General features: G+C 71.1%; 24 protein-coding genes and 1 pseudogene. 11 read left to right on the forward strand and 14 right to left on the reverse strand.

Annotated elements, in window-relative coordinates:
• The first annotated feature begins 8 nt into the window (after positions 1 to 8).
• Positions 9 to 641, forward strand: coding sequence for a TetR family transcriptional regulator (locus tag E6R18_RS13870; protein ID WP_136317183.1), 633 nt, complete (start codon positions 9 to 11; stop codon positions 639 to 641).
• A 48-nt stretch (positions 642 to 689) separates the two neighbouring features.
• On the opposite strand, the gene E6R18_RS13875 is transcribed toward E6R18_RS13870, so the two are convergent.
• A complete protein-coding gene (locus E6R18_RS13875; protein WP_136317184.1) occupies positions 690 to 2,696 on the reverse strand; it encodes a thioredoxin domain-containing protein in 2,007 nt (668 codons plus the stop codon).
• 131 nt (positions 2,697 to 2,827) lie between these two features.
• Here E6R18_RS13875 and E6R18_RS13880 point away from each other — a divergent pair, with 131 nt between their 5' ends.
• Positions 2,828 to 3,394: a Uma2 family endonuclease gene (locus E6R18_RS13880; protein WP_136317185.1), complete on the forward strand. Its 567-nt coding sequence runs from the start codon at positions 2,828 to 2,830 to the stop codon at positions 3,392 to 3,394.
• A gap of 113 nt (positions 3,395 to 3,507) precedes the next feature.
• Here the strand turns inward: E6R18_RS13880 and lspA are convergent, their stop codons facing one another.
• The gene (lspA, locus tag E6R18_RS13885) at positions 3,508 to 4,077 is read right to left on the reverse strand and encodes a signal peptidase II (protein ID WP_168712346.1); all 570 of its coding nucleotides are present in this window, start codon (positions 4,075 to 4,077) and stop codon (positions 3,508 to 3,510) included.
• A gap of 306 nt (positions 4,078 to 4,383) precedes the next feature.
• Here lspA and E6R18_RS13890 point away from each other — a divergent pair, with 306 nt between their 5' ends.
• Entirely contained in the window at positions 4,384 to 7,596 is a 3,213-nt protein-coding gene (locus tag E6R18_RS13890; RefSeq protein WP_136317186.1) for a tetratricopeptide repeat protein, read from the forward strand.
• Between the two features lie 193 nt (positions 7,597 to 7,789).
• Here E6R18_RS13890 and E6R18_RS13895 read toward each other — a convergent pair whose 3' ends face one another.
• Positions 7,790 to 8,026 (reverse strand): hypothetical protein, encoded by a 237-nt coding sequence (locus E6R18_RS13895; protein WP_136317187.1) that lies wholly within the window; start codon positions 8,024 to 8,026, stop codon positions 7,790 to 7,792.
• A 1-nt stretch (position 8,027) separates the two neighbouring features.
• On the reverse strand, positions 8,028 to 8,909 hold the full coding sequence (gene mca / locus E6R18_RS13900) for a mycothiol conjugate amidase Mca (RefSeq protein WP_136317188.1): 882 nt from the start codon (positions 8,907 to 8,909) through the stop codon (positions 8,028 to 8,030).
• Positions 8,910 to 9,006: 97 nt separating this feature from the next.
• On the opposite strand from mca, the gene E6R18_RS13905 reads away from it, so the two are divergent.
• From E6R18_RS13905 to E6R18_RS34850, 3 genes and pseudogenes are all read left to right on the forward strand, one after another.
• A complete protein-coding gene (locus tag E6R18_RS13905) occupies positions 9,007 to 9,423 on the forward strand; it encodes a DUF4307 domain-containing protein (protein ID WP_136317189.1) in 417 nt (138 codons plus the stop codon).
• Positions 9,424 to 9,607: 184 nt separating this feature from the next.
• The gene (gene greA, locus E6R18_RS13910; protein ID WP_136317190.1) at positions 9,608 to 10,105 is read left to right on the forward strand and encodes a transcription elongation factor GreA; all 498 of its coding nucleotides are present in this window, start codon (positions 9,608 to 9,610) and stop codon (positions 10,103 to 10,105) included.
• A gap of 69 nt (positions 10,106 to 10,174) precedes the next feature.
• Positions 10,175 to 10,261: pseudogene (locus E6R18_RS34850) on the forward strand (ABC transporter permease); the annotation flags it as partial.
• A gap of 577 nt (positions 10,262 to 10,838) precedes the next feature.
• Here the strand turns inward: E6R18_RS34850 and E6R18_RS13920 are convergent.
• Together E6R18_RS13920 and E6R18_RS13925 are read right to left on the reverse strand one after the other, a co-directional pair.
• Positions 10,839 to 12,026: a recombinase family protein gene (locus E6R18_RS13920; protein ID WP_168712347.1), complete on the reverse strand. Its 1,188-nt coding sequence runs from the start codon at positions 12,024 to 12,026 to the stop codon at positions 10,839 to 10,841.
• A 77-nt stretch (positions 12,027 to 12,103) separates the two neighbouring features.
• A complete protein-coding gene (locus tag E6R18_RS13925; protein ID WP_136317192.1) occupies positions 12,104 to 12,427 on the reverse strand; it encodes a hypothetical protein in 324 nt (107 codons plus the stop codon).
• A 145-nt stretch (positions 12,428 to 12,572) separates the two neighbouring features.
• Here E6R18_RS13925 and E6R18_RS13930 point away from each other — a divergent pair, with 145 nt between their 5' ends.
• A complete protein-coding gene (locus tag E6R18_RS13930; protein ID WP_136317193.1) occupies positions 12,573 to 13,061 on the forward strand; it encodes a hypothetical protein in 489 nt (162 codons plus the stop codon).
• Between the two features lie 894 nt (positions 13,062 to 13,955).
• Here the strand turns inward: E6R18_RS13930 and E6R18_RS13935 are convergent.
• The 3 genes from E6R18_RS13935 to ilvA all read right to left on the reverse strand — a co-directional run bounded on the left by E6R18_RS13935 (position 13,956) and on the right by ilvA (position 17,190).
• The gene (locus tag E6R18_RS13935) at positions 13,956 to 14,807 is read right to left on the reverse strand and encodes an ABC transporter permease (protein WP_136317194.1); all 852 of its coding nucleotides are present in this window, start codon (positions 14,805 to 14,807) and stop codon (positions 13,956 to 13,958) included.
• Positions 14,804 to 15,790, reverse strand: coding sequence for an ATP-binding cassette domain-containing protein (locus tag E6R18_RS13940; protein ID WP_136317195.1), 987 nt, complete (start codon positions 15,788 to 15,790; stop codon positions 14,804 to 14,806). The genes E6R18_RS13935 and E6R18_RS13940 overlap by 4 nt, the downstream gene beginning before the upstream one ends.
• A gap of 170 nt (positions 15,791 to 15,960) precedes the next feature.
• On the reverse strand, positions 15,961 to 17,190 hold the full coding sequence (gene ilvA, locus E6R18_RS13945) for a threonine ammonia-lyase (RefSeq protein ID WP_136317196.1): 1,230 nt from the start codon (positions 17,188 to 17,190) through the stop codon (positions 15,961 to 15,963).
• A gap of 156 nt (positions 17,191 to 17,346) precedes the next feature.
• Between ilvA and E6R18_RS13950 the strand changes: the two genes are divergently transcribed.
• Positions 17,347 to 17,877 (forward strand): MarR family transcriptional regulator, encoded by a 531-nt coding sequence (locus tag E6R18_RS13950; protein WP_136317197.1) that lies wholly within the window; start codon positions 17,347 to 17,349, stop codon positions 17,875 to 17,877.
• A gap of 87 nt (positions 17,878 to 17,964) precedes the next feature.
• Here the strand turns inward: E6R18_RS13950 and E6R18_RS13955 are convergent, their stop codons facing one another.
• Positions 17,965 to 19,110 (reverse strand): cystathionine gamma-synthase, encoded by a 1,146-nt coding sequence (locus tag E6R18_RS13955; protein ID WP_136317198.1) that lies wholly within the window; start codon positions 19,108 to 19,110, stop codon positions 17,965 to 17,967.
• Positions 19,111 to 19,177: 67 nt separating this feature from the next.
• On the opposite strand from E6R18_RS13955, the gene E6R18_RS13960 reads away from it, so the two are divergent.
• On the forward strand, positions 19,178 to 20,281 hold the full coding sequence (locus E6R18_RS13960) for a hypothetical protein (RefSeq protein ID WP_136317199.1): 1,104 nt from the start codon (positions 19,178 to 19,180) through the stop codon (positions 20,279 to 20,281).
• 104 nt (positions 20,282 to 20,385) lie between these two features.
• Positions 20,386 to 21,051, forward strand: coding sequence for a peptide-methionine (S)-S-oxide reductase MsrA (msrA, locus tag E6R18_RS13965; protein ID WP_136317200.1), 666 nt, complete (start codon positions 20,386 to 20,388; stop codon positions 21,049 to 21,051).
• A gap of 153 nt (positions 21,052 to 21,204) precedes the next feature.
• Here msrA and gdhA read toward each other — a convergent pair whose 3' ends face one another.
• On the reverse strand, positions 21,205 to 22,584 hold the full coding sequence (gene gdhA / locus E6R18_RS13970; RefSeq protein WP_136317201.1) for an NADP-specific glutamate dehydrogenase: 1,380 nt from the start codon (positions 22,582 to 22,584) through the stop codon (positions 21,205 to 21,207).
• 392 nt (positions 22,585 to 22,976) lie between these two features.
• A complete protein-coding gene (locus E6R18_RS13975; protein ID WP_136317202.1) occupies positions 22,977 to 23,333 on the reverse strand; it encodes a DUF1330 domain-containing protein in 357 nt (118 codons plus the stop codon).
• A gap of 210 nt (positions 23,334 to 23,543) precedes the next feature.
• Between E6R18_RS13975 and E6R18_RS13980 the strand changes: the two genes are divergently transcribed.
• Complete coding sequence (locus E6R18_RS13980; RefSeq protein WP_276607262.1) at positions 23,544 to 24,086, forward strand: RDD family protein; 543 nt, start codon at positions 23,544 to 23,546, stop codon at positions 24,084 to 24,086.
• 115 nt (positions 24,087 to 24,201) lie between these two features.
• Here E6R18_RS13980 and E6R18_RS13985 read toward each other — a convergent pair whose 3' ends face one another.
• Positions 24,202 to 24,885, reverse strand: coding sequence for an ABC transporter ATP-binding protein (locus E6R18_RS13985; RefSeq protein WP_136317204.1), 684 nt, complete (start codon positions 24,883 to 24,885; stop codon positions 24,202 to 24,204).
• A gap of 31 nt (positions 24,886 to 24,916) precedes the next feature.
• The gene (locus E6R18_RS13990) at positions 24,917 to 26,383 is read right to left on the reverse strand and encodes an ABC transporter permease (RefSeq protein WP_136317205.1); all 1,467 of its coding nucleotides are present in this window, start codon (positions 26,381 to 26,383) and stop codon (positions 24,917 to 24,919) included.
• Positions 26,384 to 26,413: the final 30 nt, after the last annotated feature.

Raw genomic sequence — 26,413 nt, forward strand, 5'->3', positions numbered from 1 at the left:
TGGGGGCCATGGCCGCCACCTCCCGCATCCCCTCCTTCGCCGCACCCGACGCACAGCCCCCGATGGGGCTGCGCGAGCGCAAGAAGCTCAAGACCCGGGTCGCGATCCGGCAGGCCACGTACCGCCTCATCGGGGAGCAGGGGTACGACGCGACGACGATCGAGCAGATCGCGGAGGCGGCCGAGGTGTCGCCGAGCACGGTGTTCCGGTACTTCGCGACCAAGGAGGACATCGTCCTCACCGACGAGTACGACCCGGTCATGGAGGCCGCGCTCCGCAGCCGCCCGGCCGGCGAACCCCCGCTGCAGTCCGTGCGGCTGATGATGCAGGAGGCGCTGTCCTCGTTCCTCAGCGCCGAGGACGAGGAGCTGCGCCAGCGCACCCGGCTGATGGTCGAGATCCCCGCGATCCGCGCCCGGATGACGGAGACCATGTCGGACACGGCGAAGGTGCTCGCCCGGGTCCTCGCCGACCGCACCGGCCGCAGCGCGGACGACCTGGGCATCCGGGTGTTCATCGCCGCGGTGCTGGGCGCGCTGCGCGAGGTGACGCTGTACTGGGGCGAGCACGACCAGGAGGGCGACCTCCTGGCCATGATCAACGAGGCGATGGACACGCTGGAGGGCGGCCTGCGCCTCTGACCGCCCCCGCTCCCGCCGGTCAGACACCGCCCGGGCCGGGCCCTCCGATCAGCTGCCGCCGAGAACGCGGGCCAGCGTCTGCGGGTCGGTCGTCGGCGCGTCGCAGACGAAGTGCCTGCACACGTACGCGGTCGGCGCGCCGTCCGTCATCGGCCGGTCCGCCAGCAGCGGGAACTCCGCGCCGCCCGCCTCCCCCGCCGCGACCACCGCGCCGGGCGCCCGCCCCAGCAGGGCGGTACGGTGCAGCGCGCCGCCGACCGGCCCGGCGACCGCCACCTCGCGCGGCCCGTCGAGCAGCGCCTCGGCCACCGCGAGCCCCCAGCCGATGAAGCGCGGCGCACGCGGCCCCAGCGCCTTCACCACGCCCAGCGCCCCTTCGGCGGCGGTGCGGTGGGGCTCCGAGCCGGTGTGCGCGGCATACGAGAGGAGCGCGCCGGCCGCCGCGGTCCAGCCCGCCGGGGTGGCGCTGTCAGTGGGGTCCTGGGGGCGGCGGATCAGCTGCTCGGCGTCGTCCGCCGTGTCGTACAACTGGCCGCCCTCGCCCGTGAAGTGCTGGAGCACGATGTCGAGCAGGAACCCGGCGAACTCCAGCCAGGCGCCCTCCCCGGTGACGGCCGCCAGCGCGAGGAAGCCCTCCGCGACATCGCCGTAGTCCTCCAGCACCCCGGCGTGCTCCCCGGCGCGCCCGTCCTTCGACGTACGGTCCAGCCGGGCGACGGGTCCCATGTGGACCCGTACCAGCAGGTCGGCCGCCTCGGTGGCGCGCTCGACGAGGTCGGGCCGGTCGAAGTAGGCGCCCGTCTCGGCGAGCGCGGCGATCGCCAGACCGTTCCAGGCGGCGACCACCTTGTCGTCCCGTCCGGGGCGCGGGCGCGTCCCACGGGCGGCGAGCAGCCGCTCGCGTACGCCGGCGGCGCGGGGGTCGTCGTGGTCGCCGGGCAGCTGGAGCACCGAGGAACCCTCCTCGAAGGTGCCCTCGTCGGTCACCCCGAAGTACTCCGCCGCGAACGCGGCGTCGTCCTCGCCCAGCACCTCGCGCAGCTGCGCCGGCGTCCACACGTAGTACGCGCCCTCGACGTGCCGGCCGGCCGCGTCCTCGCTGTCGGCGTCCAGCGCGGAGGCGAAGCCGCCCTCCGGCGTACGCAGTTCGCGGACCATGAAGTCGGCCGTCTCCAGCGCCACCCGCCGGGCGAGCTCCGACCCGGTGGAGCGCCACAGATGGGCGTAGACGCGGCACAGCAGCGCGTTGTCGTAAAGCATCTTCTCGAAGTGCGGCACGACCCAGTCGCGGTCCACCGAGTACCGCGCGAAGCCGCCGCCGAGCTGGTCGTAGATCCCGCCCCTGGCCATCGCCTCGCAGGTGTCGGCCGCCATCTGCAGCGCCCCGTCCGCCCCGGTGCGGGCGTGGTGGCGCAGCAGGAACTCCAGCGCCATGGACGGCGGGAACTTCGGCGCCCCGCCGAACCCGCCCCGCTTCTCGTCGTACTCCCGGGTCAGCCCCAGCAGCGCCTGCGCGAGCTCCGCCTCCCCGGGCGGCCCGTCACCGCCGTGCGCGAGGCTGCGCTCGGACAGATCGCGCACGATCCGCCCGGCCACCTCCCCGACCTCGTCCCGCCGGTCGCTCCAGGCCGCCGTCACCCCTTCGAGCACCTGCCGGAACGACGGCATGCCGTGCCGGGACTCGGGCGGGAAGTACGTCCCGAAGTAGAAGGGTTCGGCATCGGCGGTGAGGAACACGGTCATGGGCCAGCCCCCCTGCCCGGTAGCCGCCTGCACCGCCTCCATGTACACGGCATCCACATCGGGCCGCTCCTCGCGGTCCACCTTCACGGACACGAAGTGCTCGTTCATGTACGCGGCGGTGTCCTGGTCCTCGAACGACTCGTGCGCCATGACGTGGCACCAGTGGCAGGACGAGTAGCCGACCGACAGGAGAACGGGCACGTCGCGCCGCCGCGCCTCCTCGAACGCCTCGGGCGACCAGGGCCACCAGTCGACCGGATTGTCAGCATGCTGAAGCAGATACGGCGAGGTCACACCAGCCAACCGGTTCATACGGGCCAGCCTCTCACAATGCCCCGCGCCGGCATGGGGACCTCACGGACGCGGGCGTCTCCGGACCGGTGGACAGTAGGCTGAGCCTCGACGGTTCCGGAACTGCTCAGGCTCCTCGAAGGAGGTACACCATGACCGCCGAGATGGTGGCGCCCGAGTGGATGCACGCGCAGATCAGCGCGGAGCAGTACGACTCCTGGTCCGAGGAACAGTGCGCCGGCATCGAGATCGTGGACGGGATGGTCGTCGTGAGCCCGACCGCCTCCAAGCGGCACAATCGCTTGGCCCGCATCCTGGCCAACGCCCTGGACGCCGCCGCGGGCCCGGACTGGAACGCCGACACGGACTTCGACGTCCGCCTGCAGGACGTCCCCCTCACCAACCGCCGCCCGGACGTCACGGTGTACCGGGCTGACACCATCGACCTCACGCCCACCCGCCCCGAGCACGTCCTCCTGGTTGTCGAGGTCGTGTCACCCGGCTCGGAAACCACGGACAGGGTCGTGAAGGTCGACCAGTACGCCAAGGCGGGCATCCCGTTCTACTGGCGTATCGAACAGGCCGCCACGGGTGTCCCCATCATCTACACGTATGTTCTCGACCCTGCCACCAAGGCTTACAGGGACGGCGAGATGTTCACCGGCACGGTGAAGGCCACTGCGCCTTTCTCCATCGCGGTCGATCTTGGTGTCATGTAAGGACCCGAGAGGTTCAAGCGGGGGTGCCGCACAGCGCCCGCGCCCTGGCGGGAAACCTCACGCGCCCACCGTGGGAGGACGCGGTTCGGTGCTCGCCGCAACCGCAGGACCGGTCACGGCTGGATCGGGCCTTCTTCGGACCTTCGCCTGGTGCCGTCCAGCTCCCAGCCGCAGAAGGTGAACAGGACGATCAGCGCGGCTCCGGCGGAGATCGCCCAGTCCGCCAGGTTCATCACGCTGAAGCCGTGCACCGAGATGAAGTCGACCACCGCGCCCCGCAGCCCGCCCGGAGAGCGGAAGAGGCGGTCGGTCAGGTTGCCGAGCGCCCCTCCCAGCAGCAGCCCGAGGGCGACCGCCCAGGGGGCGCTGTACAGCCTGCCTGCCACGCGAGCGATCACGACGGCGACGGCGGCGGCGATGAGCGTGAAGACGATGGTCATCGCTCCGCCCATGCCGAACGCCGCACCCGGGTTGCGCATCACCCGCAGTTCCAGCCAGGTGCCGATCACCTCGACCGGGGCGTGGTGCTCCAGACGCGCGACCACGAGCAGTTTGCTGCCCAGGTCGACGGCGTAGGCAGCCGCGGCCAGGGCGAGCAGCAGGGGGATGCGCCGTCTGCCCTTCCCCGCTCCTTCGCGCCGGCTCTCACCGCGCACGTCAGCGGTCTGCTCGGGAACTGTCACGTCCGGTCACCTCATCGTCTGTAGTCCGTTGGTGCCTGCCGGTTCGTCGGCCTGCGGCACTGGGGCGCGGGCCGCGGCGGCGATGCGTTCGAGGCCGACGCCCTCCGCCCAGCGTGCCGTCGGCGCCGCCGGTGAGGGTGGTGACGGCGTCCGCGTAGGCCGGGGCGGAGTTGCGCTCCGATTCCTCCGTACGGGTGTCGGCGCAGTCTCGCAGACTCCCTGTCGTCCTCCGGCCGCAGGCAGGAGACTGGCCCTGGGAGCGGCCGGGCGCCGGGCCGGCCTGCGGACGAGAACCGAGGGGGACACATGCGGATGCGGGACAGCCACCGGGCGGACGCCGAACGGCTGTTGGTACGGGCCGTGGAGGAAGAGGCGCGGCGCACCGGCGGACGGACGGACTCCGCCGTCCTGCTGACGCGTGCGCGGGCCGCTCTCGACGGCATGGCGGCCGGTGCGGCCGAGGAGTACGCGGCGTACGTCCAGGCGCTCGACGCGGCGGACGGGCAGCGGGCGGGGCAGCGCTTCGACCGGGCGACCCTGTCGACGCCGTTACTGGTCACCGGGGTCGCCGCCGTCGCCGCCGCCGGGGCCGATGTGGCGCTCGGTACGGCGTCGGGCCTCGCGCTCGGCGCCGGGGCGGTCGTCGCGGTCGCGGGGGCCACCGCCACCGTCGCCAGGGCCACCGCCTCGCAATGGCCGGCCGCGCACCGCCGGGCCGGGGCGGCGGGCCGGCCGGGCGGGCCCGAGCAGCTGCGGCTGCAGTGGCTGTCGGCGCTGGAGGTACGGGGCATACGCCCGTACCTCGACCAGCAGCGCATGCTCGCCGGCGCCACCCGCACCCCGGCGAAGAAGTCCGCGGCCAAGGCGCGTACGCCCCACCTGCGCGGCGGGGACCGCAGCGCGGCCGCCCGGATGCGCTCGCTCCTGGAGCAGTCGTTCGGTCATCTGCCCGAGGCGGGCGCCCGGTTCGCGGGGCGGCGGGCCGAACTGGCCCGCATCGGGCAGTGGGTGCACGCGGCCCGTGCCTCGACGGAGACGAAGCCGACCGTCGTCGTGCTGCACGGCCCGCCGGGCGCCGGGCGCACCACGCTGGCGGTGCGGGCGGCGCACGATCTGAAGGACCAGTTCCGGGGCGCGTGCGTGGTGGACCTGCGCGGCGGTGCGGACGGCGAGGCGCCGCTGCCGACCCGGGACGCGCTGCTCCATCTGCTGAACCGGCTGGGCGCGCCCCGCGAGCAGCTGCTGTTCCGCGACAGCTCCTCCGCCGGGCAGCAGGTGCGCCGGCTCAGCGAGCTGTACCACCAGCATCTGACCGGCACCGCCGTGACGATCGTCCTGGACGACGCGAGCGACGCGGAGCAGGTCGCCACGCTGATCCCGGAGCGTTCGGACAGCCTGGTCCTGGTGACCGCCCGCGAGCCGCTCGACCTGCCCGATGCCCTGCCCGCGTGGGTGCACCGGCTGGAGGTCGGGGCTCTCGACCCGGCGGGCGCGGAGGAGCTGCTGCGCGCGGTGTCGCAGGAGGCGGAGCCGGGCCCGTACGACTATCCGTCGAGCGAGGCGATCACCGACCTGTGCGGCGGGCTGCCGCTGGCCCTGCGGATCGCGGGCTCCTCGCTCGGGGCGCGTACCGCCGCCACGCTGGCGGCCGACCTCGCCGCGTACGGGCCGGTGCCGCCCGTCGAACGCGCCCTGTGGCTGCGCTACACCGACCAGTCCGAGCAGGCCAGGCGGCTGCTGCGGCGGCTCGCCCTGGCCGGCCGGGCGAGCCTGGGCGCGGCGGCGGCCGCGGCCCTGCTCTCCGCCGACGAGCAGGAGGCCGGCCGGCTGCTGACGGCCCTGTCCGGGGCCGGGCTGCTGGACCACGTACGCGGCTCCCGCTACCGGCTGCACGACCTGGTGCGCGGCTTCGCCCTGGCCCGGCTGCTCGACGAGGAGGAGCCGGCCGAGCGCTCGGCCGCACAGGAGCGGCTGATCACGAACTACGCGGAGCTGGCCGGTGCGGTGATCCGGATGGTGGACGGCAAGATGTCCACCCGGGCCGGACAGTTCGGCCCGCACGGCTTCAGCTCGCTGGACGCGGCGCTGCGCTGGCTGGACGACGAGTCGAGCTTCATCACCTCCGCGCTGCGGCACGCCGAGGGCGTCGACCAGGGTGCGGTGCTCGCGCTGCTCGGCGCGCTGTGCGACTACTGCCTGCTGCGCGGCGACCTGTACCGGCTGGGTGAGATAAGCGAGCTGACCCAGGCGGTCGACCAGGGGCTGCTGGAGCGGTCGGTGCAGTGGCGTACCGGCATCGCCGCCCGTCAGCTGGGCGAGCTGGACAAGGCCCGTACGACGCTGTCCTCGGTGGTCGGCCTCTACCGGGAGGCGCAGAACGACTCCGGCACGGCACTGGCGCTGTGCTCGCTCGGCATCACTCTGCACCACCAGGGCAACCTGACCGAGGCGGCGGCCCGGCTCCGCGAGGCGATCCAGCTCCAGTCGTCGGCCGGGCAGGACGAGGACCGGGCCTGGTCGATGCACGCACTGGCCGCGGTCGAACGCGACCGGGGCAACCTCGCCGAGGCCGTCACCCTCCTGGACACCGCGCTGGTCCTGCACCGCGAGGGCGAGTCGCTGCACGGCGAGGCGTGGACGCGGTTCCAGCTGGGCCAGGTCCGGCTGCGCCTGGGCGATGTGGAGCGGGCCGAGACCGCGCTGCGCGCCGCCCTCGATCTGTACGGGCGGACCCGTGACGAGCGGGGCGAGGCGTGGGCGATGACCCAGCTGGCCCGCGCCCGGCTGCTGGCCGGGGACGCGGGCCCGGCGGCCGAGCAGCTGAACGCGGCCCTGGGCCGCCACCGCGTCAACGAGGACGCGCGCGGCGAGGCGTGGACCCTGTACTACCTGGGCCAGGCCCTGGAGGAGGCCGGCGACACCGTGCAGGCCGTACGGCAGCTGGAGCGGGCCCGGACGATGTTCTCGCGGATGCGGGACGTCTACGGTCTTGCCTGCGCCCGGCACCACTCGGGGCGCGTCACCCGCGACCAGCGGGCCGCGCAGACGGGCAACCTGCGCAATTCCGGTTTCGCCCGACAGCTGCTGGCCGACGCCCGCGCCGACTTCCGGCGCATCGGCGTCGCCCACGGGGAGGCGTGGGCCTGCCTGGAGCTGGCACTGATCGACGCGGGCAACCAGCGTGCGCCCCAGGCCCTGGAGCTGTGCGGCGAGGCGGTCACGCTCTTCGAGTCGTACGGCGACGCGCGGGGCGCCGACTGGGCCCGCTTCCTGCGCTGCACGCTGCTGCCGTACGCCTCACCCGGCGGCATCGAGGTGGGCACGGTGGTCGCGCAGCAGGAGCTGTCGGACCTCCGCGCCGCCGCCCACCCGTCCCGGGACCCCAAGGTGGACGACTGCGCGGACGCGTTCCGCGTCATCCTGGACCGGGGCACAGACCTGGAAACGGGCTGGCAGGCGTGGTCCCTGGGCCTGATCCCGTCCCGCCGGACCCGGGAGATCATGGGCGTAACGGTCTGATCAAGCCCGCACAGGCAAACCCGGACCGGCCGATCAAGCCCGCCCGGCGCTCAAGGGCGCCTCCCCGGACCCGCACGAACAGGACCAGACCGGCCGAATTCCAGCCCGCCCGGCGCTTGAGGGCATCCCTCCAGCCCGTCCGGCGCTTGAGGACACGGCGGACGGGGCGCCCCGACGCGCGCCCCGCCCCCGCCTACTTCCGCTTCGCGGACACCGGCTCAGCCGACTCCTCCGACGCCGGCTCCGCCGGCCCCGGCCCCTCCTCGAAGTCCACCCGCCCCATGTGCCGGTTCATCGACTTCATGAGCAGCCACACGCCCACGGCGAGCGCCGCGAAGACGATGAAGCCGAGGACCCCGGGGGTCACCTTGTTCTTGTCGAGTTCCTCGGCGAGCGGGACGAGGTGCGTCAGTGCCTGAGTCGCGTACATATCAGGCATTGTCGCGGATGCCCGCGAAGAGGTCGCTCTCGGGGAGGGAGGTATCGACGAGGGACTTCGCCAGCTCGTACTCCTCCGTGGGCCAGACCTCCTGCTGGATCTCCATCGGGACGCGGAACCAGCCGCCCTCCGGGTCGATCTGCGTGGCGTGCGCGATCAGCGCCTTGTCGCGGATCTCGAAGAAGTCCGCGCACGGAACGTGCGTGGTCAGCGTGCGTTCGGCGCGCTCGAACTCCTTCCAGCGCTCCAGCCAGTCCGCGTACGGGGACTCCAGGCCGCGGGCGAGCAGCGCCTCGTGCAGGGCGACCGTGCGCGGCCGGTTGAAGCCCTGGTTGTAGTAGAGCTTCTGCGGCGTCCAGGCCGGGCCGAACTCCGCCTCGGGGAACTTCTCGGTGTCCGCGGCGCCCTCGAAGGCGATCATCGAGATGGTGTGGGTCATGATGTGGTCGGGGTGCGGGTAGCCCCCGTTCTCGTCGTACGTGGTGATGACCTGCGGCCGGAACGCGCGGATCTTCGCGACGAGGCGGCCCGCGGCGACGGTCTCGTCCTCCAGCGCGAAGCAGCCCTCGGGCAGCGGCGGCAACGGGTCGCCCTCGGGCAGTCCCGAGTCGACGAAGCCGAGCCACTCCTGCTTGACGCCCAGGATCGCCCGGGCCTCGTCCATCTCCTTCCGGCGCACCTCGTGGATGTTCTCCTCGATGTACGCGTCGCCCTGGAGTTTCGGGTTGAGGATGGAGCCGCGCTCGCCTCCCGTGCAGGTCACGACCAGCACGTCCACCCCCTCGGACACATACTTGGCCATGGTGGCCGCGCCCTTGCTCGACTCGTCGTCGGGGTGAGCGTGTACGGCCATCAGTCGAAGCTGCTCAGTCAAGACTCGATCCTCAGTGATTGGTCGCGAAGTGCAACTTCTATAGTGACCGAACCGGGGGGTGGAAAATTCCTCGATTCCCGGTACGGGAGGGACGATCATGACGGCGGTGCGCGAGGCGCTTCCCGAGAACCGCTACGGCCGCTCGGCGGACCAGCGCGCGGACCGCAAACTCAAGATCATCGGCGCGGTGCTCGGCGTCGTCCTGCTGGGCGTGATCGGCTGGATCGGTTACGGCTACGTGGCCGGAAAGGGCCTCAGCGCCGAGCTGATCAAGTTCAAGGTGGTCTCGGACGACAGGGTCGAGGTGCACCTTGAGGTGCGCAAGGACCGGGACGCCCAGGGCTACTGCACGCTGCGCGCGCTGCGCGAGGACAGCGGCGAGGTCGCCCGCAAGGACTTCCGCTTCGACGGGGACAGCAGCCGGATCGACCGCATCCTGACCCTGCGCACGACGTCCCGGGCGACCGCCGTCGAGCTCATCGGCTGCACGGACGACGGCGGGGCGCCGCGTTGACCGCAGCGCGCCCGTCGTAACCTCACTTAACAGGATCTGACCTGCGCTTTCCTCGGTCGGCCCCGTTACCTTCTCCCCCTTTTCCCGGTGAATTGTTAGGCTCGTGGTTTCGCCCACCCGTAGGAGCGCATGCTTCCCGGGTAGGGCGTTGCTTTGTATTCCCAGTACCGACGAGGAGCACCCTGTGACCCAGACCAGCGAAAACGTCACCTGGCTCACGCAGGAGGCGTACAACCAGCTCAAGGCCGAGCTGGAGTACCTGTCTGGTCCCGCGCGCACGGAGATCGCCGTCAAGATCGCGGCGGCCCGTGAGGAGGGGGACCTGCGCGAGAACGGCGGGTACCACGCGGCCAAGGAGGAGCAGGGCAAGATGGAGCTCCGGGTGCGCCAGCTGACCCAGCTCCTCGAGCACGCCAAGGTCGGCGAGGCGCCGGCCGACGACGGCGTGGTCGAGCCCGGCATGGTCGTGACGATCGCCTTCGACGGCGATGACGACGACACGGTGACCTTCCTCCTGGCCTCCCGCGAGTACGCCAGCGGCGACATCGAGACGTACTCGCCGCAGTCGCCGCTCGGCACCGGCGTGAACGGCAAGAGGATGGGCGAGAGCGCCGAGTACGAGCTGCCGAACGGCAAGACCGCCACGGTGAAGATCCTGTCGGCGAAGCCGTACACCGGCTGACCGGTCAGCACGGCGAAGAGCTCCGGCCGCTCGGTGCGGCCGGGGCTCTTCCGTGTCCGTGGACCCAGTCTCCCGCTCGGCTACGCGTTCACCTGGATCGACGCACTGATCGGCCTCTCCGTCCGTACCCCGGAAGCGGTGAACTCGGGGGCCATCGCGCCGGTCACCAACATGCAAGGGAGCTGGTAGGAGGGTGGCACAGGCGCAGCCCCAAAGCCCTCCAGTGCCTCCAGGGCGGCCCGGTACTCACCCGAGCTGTGCCAGTGGTGCACCCGCCGGTACAGCGTCGTGTAGCCCCGGCCGCAGATCCTCTCGGACCCGCTGTACTCGTTCCACGGCTTCCCCGTGCGGAGCTTCTCCAGCATCACGTCGAAGGCCCCGCGCACATCCGCCCACTGGCGCGTGCCCGACAGGATGCCCTTGACCCTGTCCCACATCTCGTCTGTCAGTTCCGCGGGCACCGGGGTTTCGGTCTCGCGGTGCCACTCGGTGATCGGGTCGACCAGACCCTTGTGCCGGGGCACTCCCTTGTCGGTGATGTTCACGCGGATGTCGAGCAGGTCAATCAGGTCTAACTTCTGCGTGAAGGTGAAGTCGCGCTCGGTGTTGATGTCCCATACGGCCGTGAGCAGGCTGCGGGCTCGCTCCTCCTGGGCCTCCGCCTCCTCAAGCCACTCGGCGACGCCCTCCCTCTCCTCCGCCAGCTCGGTCTCCTGGGCTTGCAGCTCTGCTTTCAGCTCCTCGACGAGCACGGCGTCGTCCTGGTCGGCGTCCTCCACGGAGGCGAGGAGCAGGGCGATCTTCTTCTTGCGGGCCTTGCGCTTCCTCTCGATCTGCATGCTTCAACAGCATCGGCCGGAAGCTCCCAGCAGTCCGCGTGCCGCTCGGCGAGCGGGACGCCCGGCTTACCTGCCATGCACCGGTAGTAGCGGCCGGCGGTGTTCTTCGAGCGTCCCTCTGCCACGAACGCGCCGGTCCGGTGGGCTCCGCACACGGAGATCAGGCGGTTGGTCAGCATGTACTGGGAGGCTGCCGCGCTCCGCAGACGGGAGGTGCGCTTCAGCCAGGCGAGCACGGCTTCCGCGCGGTCGTCCGACAGGGCCTTGGGCACGTCGATGCGGAAGGCGGTGGAGATCTCCTCACCGTCCTCGTTCCGGCCGCCGAAGTTGAACTCGACGTAGCCCTTCAGGCTGGCCCGAATCCGGCGCGCGAGGTTGCCGCCATCCCAGGGCTTGCCCTGACGCGTCAAATACCCCTTCGAGTTCAGGTGGCGAGCTGCCCCCTCGCGCGTCACGGACTCAGGAGAGTCAAGGACGTAGTCAGCGAATGCCTCGACCTGTTTGACCTCGACCGGATTCAAGGCGGGCTCGCCAACCTCGTCGAGCGTCAAGCCGAAGGGGGGCTCGCCCAGCGGCCAACCACCGGCCGCGATCTTCTGCATCCGGCCGCCCGTGGTCCGCTCAAGGATCAAGGCGTGCTCGACCTCGGCCATGTAGGCGAGCAGAGAGAGCTGGGTGCCGAACGTGTCGTCGTTCGAATCGATGCGGCCATCCGCCGTGACGATCCGGACGCCCCTGTCGCTGACGTCATAGACCCAGCGATGGATGCTCTTCATCGTCCTGCCAATGCGGTCCAGCTTACCGAAGATCACCAGGTCGACCCCGTCGGCCATGATGTCGTCGGTCATACGGTCGAGGTCTTCGCGCCTGGCCAGCTTGCCGGACACGCCGCCGTCCACATAGACGTCGGCAATGACGTGGGGTACGTGACGGAGGTAGGCAGCGAGCCAGCTACGGCACTGTTCCTCCTGCACCTTCAGGCCGTAGCCTTCGAGCTGCTGAGTTGTGGAAACGCGCAAGTAGATCGCAACCCGGACAACGCTCTGACGCAGATTCCGCCGGGGAGGAACAGCTAGTCCCACTATCACGGCCTCCTTGCGTGCACCATGTGTAACTATGAGTGTAAGTCGTTCATTGTCGCAGGGCAACGAGCCCCGCCTCAACCCCTGGCCCTCTTCTGGGCTTCGATTTCTTCCAGCGTCGTGATCTTCGGCGCCCGGCGGGCCCTCGAGGCAGCCCGCTTTGCCGGAGCCGCCTTCTTCGCTGCCACCCTGCGCGCAGCCCCCCGCTTCGGCGCTACCGGTCTCGGCTCGCCCTTTTCCTGGATCACACCCCCCGCCACCTTCACCTGTCGGATCAGCTCCTCGATCGGCGCGGCGTGCGTCTCGCAGAGATCCAGGTCCACAGGCACATCACCCTCAATCGCGATGGTGTAGGTCTTCGCCGGGGTCTGCTCGTCAAGGTCGCAAGCGGTGATCTTCATCGGGGCTCCGGTTTGATTCTGTAGCGGGCGCTACTGTCGTAAGTGTGCAGAGTTGACAGGGTCGAGACACAATCGGAGTGTAAGTGGTGCGTGTTTGGACCACCGGAAATATGCCCGCGGTGACGCACTCAAGGAAGGAGAGAGCATGGGGGCCCGCAAGATCCAGGACAAGGATGAGGTCATCAGATGGTTCGAGGAGGGTTGGACGTACCAGGAGATGACCGAGGAGTATAAGCGTAGGTACGGCATCGACACCGGCCCCTCCATGTGGGGCAACTTCCGGTACCGCGAAGGTCTGGATCGCCGGATCACACGGGACGACGAGCTTATCCCGTGGGCCGTTAAGAAGGAGCACCGTCAGCCGTACCCGATCGTCATGCTTCGCGTCGAGGCACGCAGGCGTGCCGGCCTACCTCTCGACGAGAACAGGACCAAACGGCTCGCGAGCTGGAAGAAGATGCTCGAAGACAACAACGCAGTCGTGCACTATGACCCGGACACGGAGGAAGGCTGGTTTTACGTGCCCCGCGACGAGGGTGACGACGACATCATCCGGCGTCCGGCCAACAAGACAACCAAGCGCAAGAACGCTGACGAGCACACGGACTACCGCAAGACGGAAACCAATAAGTAGCGCTCCGACCTGCGAGATCCCCTTCAGTGCCGCGTCTTCCTCGCCAAGCAGGGCATCCAGTATTCGAAAGCCCCGTACAACGAGGTCTTCCGGGCCCGACTGCTGGACCTGTACGAAGAGGTCCACGCGTACGCCTTCGAGCTGCGGATAGCCGAGCCGGCCAAGCGCACCACCAGGCGATGTATCAGGAGTGCACGACCTGATGCCGGACGACACCCGACCGCAGAGCCCGCACGAGCGGATCAGCAGGCGGACTTCGACTCCCACTCGATGACCACGGTCGAGGATTGCGCGATGGTTGCCCGCCCGATCCGGCAGCTACGTCGTCGTGTCGGCGCCCCCTGCTGCGGACTCGCCGGGGGCGCTGGCCGACCATCCGGCGGGTCGAGTCCTGTTGCGCAACCTTCAACAGACTCGCGTGGGCGGGCTTCGCGGCCTCGGCACAGAGCGGGGCGGCGCCCCTACACAGAAGGGGGTCTGGTGCTTAGTCAAGCACTAAAGCGCGCGGGCGGTTGCCGGCCCTCGCGCCTAACCAACCCGGCTTGCAAGCCAAGTTGGTGACACCGCTACCACCGTGGCACAGAGCGACGAGGGCCCTCCCGGCAGTCAGGAGGATCCTCGTCGCCTATGGGCCGGCCTACAGCACCCACGTAGGGGCAGGCATGCACGCCCTCTCTCGGGCATGCGGTCAGGGCATGTGACACATACTGCTGAGCCACCGAGTAGTAGCCGTAGACCACGTCGTTGCCAGCCGCCTGGCTAAGAGCCTCGGGCGAGGGCATCAGGATCGGTGGCAGCTCGATGGGATTGGGAGCAGAAGGCCCGGAAAGGGGCTCTCGACCCACTCCACACCTCTTGCCAGTATTCACATCGCTCTGTGTCCCGCCGACTGACTCAGTTCGCGGCGCTACGGTACTTGCGTACGGCTAGGGTCCGGAAAACCAGGATGATCACCACCGACCAGCTGACGGAAGCCCACACCGGGTGCTGCATCGGCCAGGCGTCAGAGGGCGAGACGCCAGGGTTTCCGAACAGTTCGCGGCACGCCTGGACGGTCGCACTGAACGGATTCCACTCAGCGATCGGCTGGAGCCAGCTCGCCATGTTCTGGGTGGGCACGAAGGCGTTCGAGATGAAGGTGACTGGGAACAGCCAGATCAGGCCGCCCGAGGTAGCGGCCTCCGGAGTCCGGACAGACAGACCGATCAGCGCGCCGATCCAGGAGAAGGAGTAACCGAGGAGGAGCAGGAGAGAGAAAGCGCCGAGCACCTCCCCGATGTTGGTGTGCGTGCGCCAGCCGACCAGCAGGGCCACGATCGCGAGCACGATGACCGTGATGATGGTCTGCACAAGGTCGGCGACAGTTCGCCCGGTAAGAACAGCGCCGCGAGCCATCGGCAGGGACCTGAAGCGGTCGATCAGCCCCTTGTGCATGTCGTCGGCGATCCCGGCGCCCGCGCCGGCCGTGGCGAAGGTGACGGTCTGGGCGAAGATGCCCGCCATCAGGAACTCGCGGTACTCGGAGGGGCTCGTCGAGCCATCCACGACGAGGGAGCCACCGAAGACGTAGCTGAACAGCACCACGAACATGACCGGCTGGATGATCCCGAAGAGCAACATCTCAGGAATCCGGCTCATGCGAATGAGGTTCCTGCGGGCAATGACCAGTGAGTCGCGGACCGACTGGCCGATGCCGCCGACCGGCCGTGGGGCGCCCGTGCGGGCGGTTTCGCTGAGGGCGCTCATTTCTCCGTCTCCGTTTCGGGGGTCCCGGCTTCGTTCTTCTCCTGTTCTGCGGCGTGGCCGGTGAGGGAGATGAACACGTCGTCGAGGGTGGGGCGGCGCAGCCCGATGTCGTCGATCTCCACGCCCTCACCGTCGAGTTCGCGGATGACCTCGGCGAGGAGCTTGGCGCCGCCGTCGACCGGGACGGTCAGTTTGCGCATGTGCGGCAGGACGGCGGTCTCGCCCTTGCCGAGGCGGGTGAGGACGGCGCGGGCCGGTTCGATCTGTTCGGGCCGGTGCACGACGACCTCGACGCGTTCGCCGCCGGTGCGGGCCTTGAGCTGGTCGGAGGTGCCCCGGGCGATGACCAGGCCGTGGTCGATCACGCAGATGTCGTGGGCGAGGTGGTCGGCCTCCTCCAGGTACTGCGTGGTCAGCAGCAGGGTCGTGCCGCCGGCGACCAGCTCCTCGATGACCTCCCAGAGCTGCTGCCGGTTGCGCGGGTCGAGGCCGGTGGTCGGCTCGTCCATGAACATGACCGGCGGGGAGACGACGAGGGCGGCGGCGAGGTCGAGGCGCCGGCGCATGCCTCCGGAGTACGTCTTGGCGGGGCGGTCGGCCGCGTCGGCCAGGTTGAACCGCTCCAGCAGCTCCCCCGCCCGGGCCTTCGCCGCGCGCCCGTTCATCTGGTAGAGCTGGCCGACCATCCGGAGGTTCTCGCGGCCGGTCAGGTATTCGTCCACGGCCGCGAACTGGCCGGAGAGCCCGATCGAGCGCCGTACCTCGTTGGGGTTCTTCAGCACGTCGATCCCCGCGACGAAGGCGCTGCCGCTGTCGGGCCTGAGCAGCGTCGTCAGGACGCGTACGGCGGTCGTCTTGCCGGCCCCGTTGGGGCCGAGGAGTCCGAGGACGGTGCCCTCCGGCACGTCCAGGTCGACGCCGCCGAGTGCAGTCACGTCTCCGAAGGTCTTCACGAGCCCTTCGGCGTAGATGGCGCCTGGCATAAGGGGTTCCCCCAGTGCGTTCGGGTGACTACCTCACAGATCCTAGGTTCGCCCGTGGTGCTGCGCCCGGTGAACCCGCAAGCCGGCCGCGCGTCCGCCGGACCCGGGCACACGGACTGTAACGCGATACATCGCGACCCACAAGCGTTCGGCCCGTACGGCCGCGAGCCTCACTCCATCACCCGGTAGCCCGCCTCGCGCAGCGCCGCCTTCACGTCCTCGCAGTGCTCGGTCCCCTTGGTCTCCAGGTGCAGCTCCACCTCCGCCTCGGTGAGGCCGAGCCGGGGGTCGGTACGGGCGTGGCTCACGTCCAGGACGTTGGCGTCGGCCACCGAGAGCACGCCCAGCAGAGTGGCCAGCGCGCCGGGGCGGTCCGTCAGCCGCAGCCGCAGGCTCAGGTAGCGGCCGGCCGCCGCCATGCCGTGGGTCAGGATGCGCTGCATCAGGAGCGGGTCCACGTTGCCGCCGGAGAGCAGCGCCACCACCGGCCCGTGGAACGACTTCGGGTCGCTGAGCAGGGCGGCCACCGGGCTCGCCCCGGCCGGCTCGACCACCATCTTGGCCCGCTCCAGGCAGAGCAGCAGGGCGCTGGACAGCTCGTCCTCGGAGACCGTGCGCACCTCGTCCACCAGGTCCTGGACCAGGCCGAACGGCACGTCACCGGGGCGCCCGACCTTGATGCCGTCCGCCATCGTCTGGAGCGAGCCGATCGAGACGGGGTGCCCGGCGGCCAGGGACGGCGGGTAGCAGGCGGCACCGGCCGCCTGCACGCCGACGATCCGCACGTCGGGCCGGACCGCCTTGACCGCGACCGCGATCCCGGCCGCGAGCCCGCCGCCGCCGACCCCGACGACGATCGTGCGGACCTCGGGGCACTGCTCCAGGATCTCCAGGCCCACCGTGCCCTGTCCGGCGATGATGTCGGCGTGGTCGAAGGGGTGGATGAAGACCGCGCCGGTCTCGCGCGCGTACTCCTGCGCGGCGGCCAGCGTCTCGTCCACGACCGTGCCGTGCAGCCGCACCCGGGCCCCGTACTCGCGGGTCGCGGCGACCTTCGGCAGCGGTGCGCCGACCGGCATGAAGACCGTGGAGCGTACGCCGAGCAGCGCAGACGCGAGCGCGACACCCTGCGCATGGTTTCCGGCACTGGCGGCCACGACGCCGGCGGCGCGTTCGACCGGTGTCAGACCGGAGATGCGTACGTAGGCGCCCCGCAGTTTGAACGAACCGGTCCGCTGCAGGTTCTCGCACTTGAACAGGACGGGCGCGCCCACCAGCGCGGAGAGGTGGCGGCTGCCCTCCAGCGGGGTGACCTTGGAGACCCCGCAGAGCATCTTCTGCGCACCGCGCACATCGTCGAGGATCAGCGGGGGAAAGCGGCCGGGCGACGGGAATTTCATACCGTAAGTCTTGCAGCTGAACGGGGCGCCGGCCGTCGCTTACGAGGCCGTCCTGCGCCGATGTCCGCAGGTTTGTGCAGCGCTGGTACGCGTTGCCCCGGGGCCGCGTACTCTGTCCCCCACCCATCCGACACCGCACGAAGAGAGCCCCCGGCCATGCCCCCTCAGGACATGACGACTGCCTCGTCTCCTTCCGGGGGCGCAGCCCCGGAAAACCCGGGATCCGATCACGTTCTCGACGCCCTCCAGCACCAGGTCGCCGTTTTCGCCCGCCGCGCCGAACAGACCCGCCTCGGCGGAGTGGGCCAGGTGCGCAACTCCATGGACCGGGCGGCCTACCTGCTGCTGAACCGGCTGGACCGGGAAGGGCCGATGGGCGTCAAGGCGCTGGCCGCCGGGATGGGGATCGACTCGTCCACCGTGACCCGGCAGGTCGCGCCGCTGGTGGACACCGGCCTGGTCAAGCGGACCTCGCATCCGGAGGACGGCCGCGCGGTCGTCCTCCAGCTCTCCCCGCGCGGCCAGGCCCGGCTGGACGAGGTCCGCGCCTCGCGGCGGGAGTTGATGACGCAGGTGACGCACGGGTGGAGCGAGGAGGAGCAGGACACGTTCTGCGCGCTGCTCACCCGGTTCAACGCCGCGCTGGCGGCACGGCAGGCCGCGCACCAGACCGCCCAGTCGGGCTGAGGCGCCCGGACGGCCCCCGGCCGCCGGGGGTTGACGGCCCAGGGGGCGGGTCCCGGTGCGCCGGCCCCGCCCCTCACGCGTACGCGGTCAGCCGAGCGCCTGCGTGAGGTCGGCGAGCAGGTCGTCGCCGTTCTCGATGCCGACGGAGAGGCGGACCAGGTCGGCGGGGACCTCCAGCGGGGAGCCGGCCGCCGAGGCGTGCGTCATCCGGCCCGGGTGCTCCAGCAGCGACTCGACGCCGCCGAGGGACTCGCCCAGCGTGAACAGCTTCGCGCGGTTGCAGACCTCGACCGCCGCCTCCTCGCCGCCCGCGACGCGGAAGGACACCATGCCGCCGAACGCCTTCATCTGCTTGGCGGCGACCTCGTGGCCCCGGTGGTCGGGCAGCCCGGGGTAGAGGACGTGGGTGACCTTGGGGTGGCGGGTCAGCAGGTCGGCGACCTTGGTGGCGTTCTCGCTGTGCCGGTCCATCCGGACGGCGAGGGTCTTGATGCCGCGCAGCACCAGCCAGGCGTCGAACGGGCCGGCGACGCCGCCCATCGCGTTCTGGTGGAAGGTCAGCTCCTCGGCGAGATCGGGGTCGTTGACGATGAGCGCACCGCCGACGACGTCCGAGTGGCCGCCCATGTACTTGGTGGTGGAGTGCACCACGACGTCGGCGCCCAGCGCGAGGGGCTGCTGGAGGTAGGGGCTGGCGAAGGTGTTGTCGACGACGAGGCGCGCGCCGGCGCCGCGGGCGACCTCGGCGACGGCCGCGATGTCGGTGATGCCGAGCAGCGGGTTGGACGGGGTCTCCACCCAGACCGCCTTGGTGCGCGGGGTGATCGCCGCCCGCACGGCCGCCACGTCCGAGGTGTCGGCGACGGAGAACTCCACGCCCCAGCGCGTGGCGACCTTCGCGAACAGCCGGAACGTGCCGCCGTAGGCGTCGTTCGGGATGACCACGTGGTCGCCGGGGGCCAGCAGCGTACGGAGCAGGCAGTCCTCGGCGGCGAGGCCGGAGGCGAAGGCGAGCCCGGTGCGGCCGCCCTCCAGGGCCGCGAGGTTCTCCTCCAGGGCGGTGCGGGTCGGGTTGGCGCTGCGGCTGTACTCGTAGCCGCCGCGCAGCCCGCCCACGCCGTCCTGCTTGTACGTGGACACCTGGTAAATGGGCGGAACCACGGCGCCGGTGAGGGGGTCGGCGGTGTTCCCCGCGTGGATCGCGAGAGTTTCGAAGCTGTGCTGGTCGCTCATGGGGCCCGAGCGTAGTTCGTCCTGAGGGCGCTCATGGAGCACCGGGCCGTCCGGTGACAATGGGGGCATGGAGATTCTGTGGTTCCTGCTCGCGCTGTGCATGCTGACCGCCGTCATCGGCCCGTTCGTGCTGCGCCGCCGCGGTGGCATCCGACTGGCGGCGCCCGGCTCCCCCGACGCGGCGGACCCGCAGGACTACGGCTTCGTGCGGCAGGAGGAGCTGGACGTCCGCACGCCGGGCCCGGACCAGGATCTGCTGGACGTGCTGGAGGTCGTCCAGCACACGCAGGAGTGGCGGGCCGCGTCGCAGCTGCTGTCGGGGACGCCGAAGGAGGGCGAGGTCCGGTGGCAGCGGGTACAGGCGTTCGCCGGGGCAGCCTCGCTCGAACTGCTCCAGCGGCCGGGGGTCGGCGGGGCGTGGCTGCGCAAGTGGCGGGCGGAGGCTCCGAAGGACGCGGGGGCGGCGGCCGTGCACGCGGAGTTCCTGGTCCAGCAGGCGTGGCGCTCGTCCACGGCGGGCACGGACGACTTCCGGATCCTGCTGGAGGAGGCCCGTACGGTGATCGCCGAGGCGGCCCTGCTGGCGCCGGGCGACCCCGTTCCGTACATCGTGGAGCTGGCGGTCGCCCGTGGACTGGGGTACTCCGGCGAGGAGTTCGACCAGGTCTGGGCGAAGATCATCGACCGCGCGCCGGCGCACATGGGGGCGCACATGGCGGCCCTGCACTTCTGGAGCGAGCGGTGGCACGGTTCGCGCGAGGAGGCCGACCGCTTCGCGACGGCTGCTGCCGCCCGCGCCCCGCAGGGCTCACTGCTGGCCGCGCTGCCGCTGTTCGCGGTGTACGAGCACCTGCCCGAGGTCAATCTCGTGCGGGGTTTCTACCAGGGCCAGGTGGTGACGAAGGCGGTCGGGGGCGCGATGTTCGCGGTGCACGCGGCGCGCGCCGACGATCCGATGCTCGCGCATGTGCGCCATCTGCTCGTGCTGTTCCTGGTCCGGATGGAGCGCTGGTCGGAGGCGGTGCACCAGTTGGTCCACATCGACGGGCACGTGGGCGCGCTGCCGTGGACGGCGAGCGAGGACCCGGCCGCCGAGTACACGGTGTACCGGGCGCTGGCGGTCGCGGGCTACGAGGCGAACGGCGGCAGCCCGGCGACGCTGCCGCACTGACGGCTCTCCCGGACGCGCCCCGCCGCCGGGCGGGCCGCCACAGGAATCCGCGGGGGCCCCGGCGCGTTGTACGGACAGCACGCCGACCCAGGAGGAGCCCCCGCATGTTCCTGCACCGCCGCACCCCCCAGCTCCCCACCCGGGAGGAGGCCCTGCGCGGCCGCCCCGCCCCGGAGTTCACCGTCCCGTCCCGCCACACGGTCCTGGGCAACAGCCTGCTCGGCCCGTACCCGGAGGGCATGGAGGTCGCGGACTTCGCGCTGGGCTGCTTCTGGGGCGCCGAGCGCAAGTTCTGGCAGACGGACGGGGTCTGGACGACGCTCGTCGGCTACCAGGGCGGCTACACGGAGAACCCCGCCTACGAGGAGGTCTGCTCGGGCCTGACCGGTCACACGGAGGCGGTCCGCGTCGTGTACGACCCGGCCGTCGTCACGTACCCCGAGCTGCTGAAGCTGTTCTGGGAGTCCCACGATCCCACCCAGGGCTTCCGCCAGGGCAACGACGTGGGCACCCAGTACCGCTCCGCGCTCTACACCCACTCCCCCGCCCAGGCGGCCGCCGCCGCGGCCTCCCGCGAGGCGTACCAGAAGGTCCTGACGGCCTCCGGCCACGGCGGGATCACCACGGAGATCCTCCCGGCGGACGACCGCACGTTCTGGCCCGCCGAGCCGGCCCACCAGCAGTACCTGGACAAGAACCCGGCCGGCTACTGCGGCATCGGCGGCACGGGCGTCTCCTGCCCGGTGGGCGTGGCCCCTGCGGAGAGCTGAGCACGGTCGTACGCCGAAGGGCCGGGGGACACGTCCCCCGGCCCCTCGCGCTTGTCGGCGCTACCGGCGTCACAGTCCTCGCTGGACGTCACCGCGGTGCCCGAGGCCCGGGACGCGTGGTCCCGGACCTGTCCGATCGGCGGCGTCAGCGGCTCAGATCAGCCCCTGCGCCAGCATCGCGTCCGCGACCAGTTCGAAGCCGGCGATGTTGGCGCCGACCACGTAGTTGCCGGGGCTGCCGTACTTCTCCGCGGTGGTGTAGCAGGAGTCGTGGATGTGGCGCATGATCTCCGCCAGGCGCTGCTCGGTGTGGGCGAAGGTCCAGGAGTCGCGCGAGGCGTTCTGCTGCATCTCCAGGGCGCTGGTGGCCACACCGCCCGCGTTGGCCGCCTTGCCGGGGGCGAAGGCCACGCCGGCGTCCTGGAAGACGCGGACGGCCTCGGGGGTGGTGGGCATGTTGGCGCCCTCGGCGACCGCCTTGACGCCGTTGCGGACGAGGGTGAGCGCGTCGGCCTCGTGCAGTTCGTTCTGGGTGGCGCAGGGCAGCGCCGCGTCGACGGGGACGTTCCAGACGCCGGCGCCCTCGACGTACTTCACGTGCGCGCCGCGCCGCTCGGCGTACTCGGAGATGCGGCCGCGGCCCTGCTCCTTGATCTCCTTGAGCAGGTCGAGGTCGATGCCCTTGTCGTCCACGACGTAACCGCCGGAGTCCGAGCACGTCACGACGGTGGCACCGAGCTGCTGGGCCTTCTCGATGGCGTAGATCGCGACGTTTCCGGAGCCGGAGACGGCGATGCGCTGGCCTTCGAGGGACTCGCCCCGGCTGCGCAGCATCTCGGCGGTGAACATGACGCAGCCGTAGCCGGTCGCCTCGGTGCGGACCAGGGCGCCGCCCCAGCCGAGGCCCTTGCCGGTGAGGACGCCGGACTCGTAGCGGTTGGTGATCCGCTTGTACTGGCCGAAGAGATAGCCGATCTCGCGGCCGCCGACACCGATGTCACCGGCGGGGACGTCGGTGTACTCGCCGAGGTGGCGGTGGAGCTCGGTCATGAACGACTGGCAGAACCGCATGATCTCGGCGTCCGAGCGGCCCTTCGGGTCGAAGTCCGCGCCGCCCTTGCCGCCGCCGATGGGCATGCCGGTGAGGGCGTTCTTGAAGATCTGCTCGAAGCCGAGGAACTTCACGATGCCGAGGTTGACCGAAGGGTGGAAGCGCAGCCCGCCCTTGTACGGGCCGAGCAGGCTGGAGAACTCGACCCGGAAGCCGCGGTTGACGTGGATGTCGCCCGAGTCGTCCGACCACGGCACCCGGAAGATGAGCTGGCGCTCCGGCTCGCATATGCGCTCGATGACCCGGGCGTCCACGAACTCCGGCCGCTGGGCCAGCACGGGACCTAGGGTCTCCAGGACCTCCCGTACCGCCTGGTGGAATTCCTTCTCGCCCTGGTTGCGGCGGAGGACCTCGGCGTACAACGGCTCGATGATGCGGTTCTCGGCGGCGTGCGGGATGGCGGAGGCAGGGGTGGCCGGCATCTGATCAAGACCTTCCATGGGTCGGCTCATACGCGGGGGCGCCCCCGTCCCGAGGGGCGCCAGGGTCCCCCTCCCCATTGAGGGTGTCGCCGGAACTTCACGCATTACCGCGCTCACGCATGCGGCGTACAGGACCGTTGTGGCGTACCGATTCTCCCAGTGGCCCGGCACAATGGCCCGCCCCATCCACATGGTGATCCCGCCCGCACGGGCCCCGCACCTGGCCAACGGCCTTGCGCGAGGCCGGTTCCGGGCAGGAATGGCCGGGTTGGAGCCGCGCCGGGGAACCGTCCGAAGTGGTGAACCTCACAGTGGCGTGGACCCGGCTGCGAGGTCGCCGGGCTTCCCGCACCGGTTTCCGCGCTTCACCCGAGCGGGTGGCGGTGCCCGCGCTACGCCTTCGCGCCGCCGGCCGCCGCCCGCATCGCGGCGGCCGTAGCGGACGCGTCGTAGTCCGGTCCGACGCCGTCCACGAACACCAGGTCGCCCGCCATGTTCCGGGCCCGCAGCGGTACCAGCTCCTGGTAGGCGGGGGTGGCGTACCAGGCGCGCGCCGCGTCCATGTCGGGGAAGCCCAGCATGACCACCGCGCCGGGCCAGTCGCCCTCGACCACCTCGACGGGGGTGTTGTGGACCAGGAAGCGGCCCCCGAACGGGTCCATCGTCGCCTGGATGCGGTCGATGTACTCGATGACCTCCTCGTTGGGGCGTCCTTCGGGGTACAGGTGCGCGATCGCGTAGGCGGTCATGGTCTCGCCCTCCGTCTTCTGCGGTGCTCGTCGGCTGGTGGACACCATGCTGCCCGGGGCGCCGGGACGCGTCGATTACCCGCGGGGTAATGCGGAACGCTCCGCGCCGACCCCGGGACGCGGTGACGACTCATCAGACATGATTCGTCCATGACACCGATACGGGGGAAGCACCGCGTCCTCGCTCCTCGCGCGCCCGCCGGGCCCGCCCTGCCCGGCTTACCCGGGTACGGCGGGCGGGGCGGACCCGCACGGCCCGGGCCGCGCACCCCGCCGCGAGCCGGTGAGACGCGCCGCTGCCTGGCCGTCGCGCTCGACTGCTACCTCTGCCTGCTCACGGCCGGGCTGCTGGTCAGGCCGTACGTGGACACGGCGACCCTGCCCGAGGCCGCCGGCCTGCTCGCCGGACCGGTGCTGGTGCTGTCGTTCGTCAACCAGGTGGTGCTCACGGCGTGCTTCGGCGCGGGCGCGGGCAAGCTGATCATGGGCATACGGGTGGTGAGCCTGCCGGACGCCCGCCGCCCCGGCCCCGTCCTGCTGGTGCGGCGCTGGCTCTACGGGCTGAGCCGGCTGCCGCTGCTGCCCTGGTACGGGCTGCGCGCGGGCACCGGCGGCCGGGACGGGGCGGGCTCCTCGCCGGCGCGGACGTGCGAGGCGGGCGCCTCGTACACGGACCCGCTCGGGCTGCGCCAGGTCCGCCGCGGCGACCTCCTGGCGCACCGCAGGGCCGCCGCCGGGGCCCGGGCGGCCTGAGGGCGCGTACGCGACGCCGCCGGGGGCGTGGGGCCCGGGGGGCCTGAGGGCGCGTACGCGGCGCCGCCGGGGGCGTGGGGCCCGCCGGCGGCGGTGGGGGCGGACGCGGGCCGGGTCAGGCCGCGGCGTTCTCCGTGATGGTGACCTTGCCCTTGCGGATGGTGGCCAGGCGCGGGGCGCGGCGGGCGAGGGCGCTGTCGTGGGTGACCATGATGAAGGTGAGCCCGTGCTCCTTCCACAGGGTCTCCAGCACCTCCATGATCTCGTCGCGCATGGACTCGTCGAGGTTGCCGGTGGGCTCGTCGGCGAGCAGCACCTTGGGCTGCTTGACCAGGGCCCGGGCGATGGCGACGCGCTGCTGCTGGCCGCCGGACATCTCGCTGGGCACATGGCCAAGACGCTCGCCGAGGCCGACCGAGTCCAGCGCATCGGCGGCTCTTCTGCGCCGCTCGGACGCCTTGACGCCCAGCGGTACGAGGGCGGTCTCGACGTTCTCCTGGGCGGTGAGCGTGGGGATGAGGTTGAAGCTCTGGAAGACGAAGCCGATGTTCTGGGCGCGCACCTTGGTGAGCTTGGCCTCGCTGAGCTTGGCGAGGTCCATGCCGTCGAGCTCGACGCTGCCCGCGGTGGGGCGGTCCAGCCCGCCGAGCATCTGGAGCAGCGTGGACTTGCCGCCGCCGGTGGGGCCCTGGATGACCAGGCGGCCGCCGTCCTCGACGGTGAGGTCGACGCCGGCGAGGGCGTGCACGGTGGACTTGCCGCGCTTGTACTGCTTGGTGACGCCTTGGAGCGTGTACATGGGTGATCTCCTGACGGGGTACGGGGGTGGGCTACTCGACGCGGCGCAGCGCGTCGGCCGGGCGCAGTCGGGAGGCGCGCCAGCCGCCGAAGGCGCCCGCGATCAGCCCGCCCGCCACGGCCAGGGCGACGGCGACCAGGATGATGGCGAGGGAGACGGGCGCGGTCAGCGCGATGTCCAGGGCCTTGGACGCGCTCTGCCGGCCGGGGCCGCCGCCGCCCATCATGCCGCCGCCGCGCATCCCGCCGCCGCCGCCGGAGGAGCCGAGCTCGGCGGTGAGGGTGGGGCTGACAGCGGTGACGGCGTAGGCGCCGGCCAGGCCGACTGCGATGCCGAGGACGCCGCCCATCAGGCCGTTGACGAGGGCCTCGCCGATGACCTGGCGGGTGACCCGGCCGCTTTTCCAGCCGAGCGCCTTGAGCGTGCCGAACTCGCGTACGCGGCGGCTGACGGCGGAGGAGGTGAGGAGCCCGGCGACCAGGAACGCGGCGATCAGCACGGCGATGGAGAGCCACTTGCCGACGCTGGAGGCCAGGTCGGATGCGGTGGACAGGGAGCCGGAGACGGTGTCCGCGAGGTCGGCGGACGTGGTGACCGTGGTGCCCGTGATGTTCTTCTGGATGGTCGCCTTGACGCTGTCGATCTTCTGCGAGTCCGCGGCCTTGACGTAGACCGTGGTGACCTTGTTCTTCGAGTCGGAGAGGGTCTGCGCCTGCTGGAGCGGGATGTAGAGGTTGGCGGCCGCGTCGCCGCTGTCGGCGGTCGAGACGCCGATGATCGTGAACTCGGTGCCGTGGATGGTCACCGTCTTGCCGGTGGAGAGGGTCTTCTCCTCGGCGTAGGCGGAGTCGACCACGGCCACCTTCGCGTCGGTCTCGGTCGTCTTGAACGTACGGCCCGAGGTGATCTTCGAGGAGGTGAGCGGGCCGATGTCCTGCTGGGTGACGTCGGTGCCGTAGACCGTGTAGGAGTTGACGTCGAAGGAGGCGCCGCCGCCCCTGACCTCGCCCTGCGGCTGGCCGCTGCCGCCGGGTCCGCCCCGGCCGCCGTCCTGGCCGGTGCCGCCCTCCTGCTTGAACTCGCCGCGCTTGAACTGGCCGTCCACCTTCATGACGGACAGGCTCAGCCCGCCGACCGCACCGGCGACGCCGTCCTGCTTGCCGACCTTGGTGACGGTGGTTGACGCCAGGGTCTGGAAGCCCTGGACCATGACCCGGTCCGTGCTCTGGGTCGCGTCGTCGTCGCTGTCCTTGGCGTCGAACTCGAACTCGGGCCGCCCGGTGGAGCCGGACTTGGGGGCCGTGGCCGCCTTGGTGACGGTCATGTCCGTGCCGAGGCCGTACAGCGATTCCAGGACCTTGTCCTGGGCCTTGCTCATGCCTGAGGAGACCGAGCTGACGATGATGACCAGCGCAATACCGAGGGCGAGCCCGGAGGCGACGACGAGCGCCGCCTTTCTGCGGCGGCGCAGCTCGCGCCGGAGGTAGGTGAAGAACATGGCGCGAGGCTAAGGACGGCTTGTGATGGT

It is taken from the genome of Streptomyces sp. A1277 (assembly GCF_004795015.1).
In the GTDB taxonomy this organism is placed as follows: domain Bacteria; phylum Actinomycetota; class Actinomycetes; order Streptomycetales; family Streptomycetaceae; genus Streptomyces.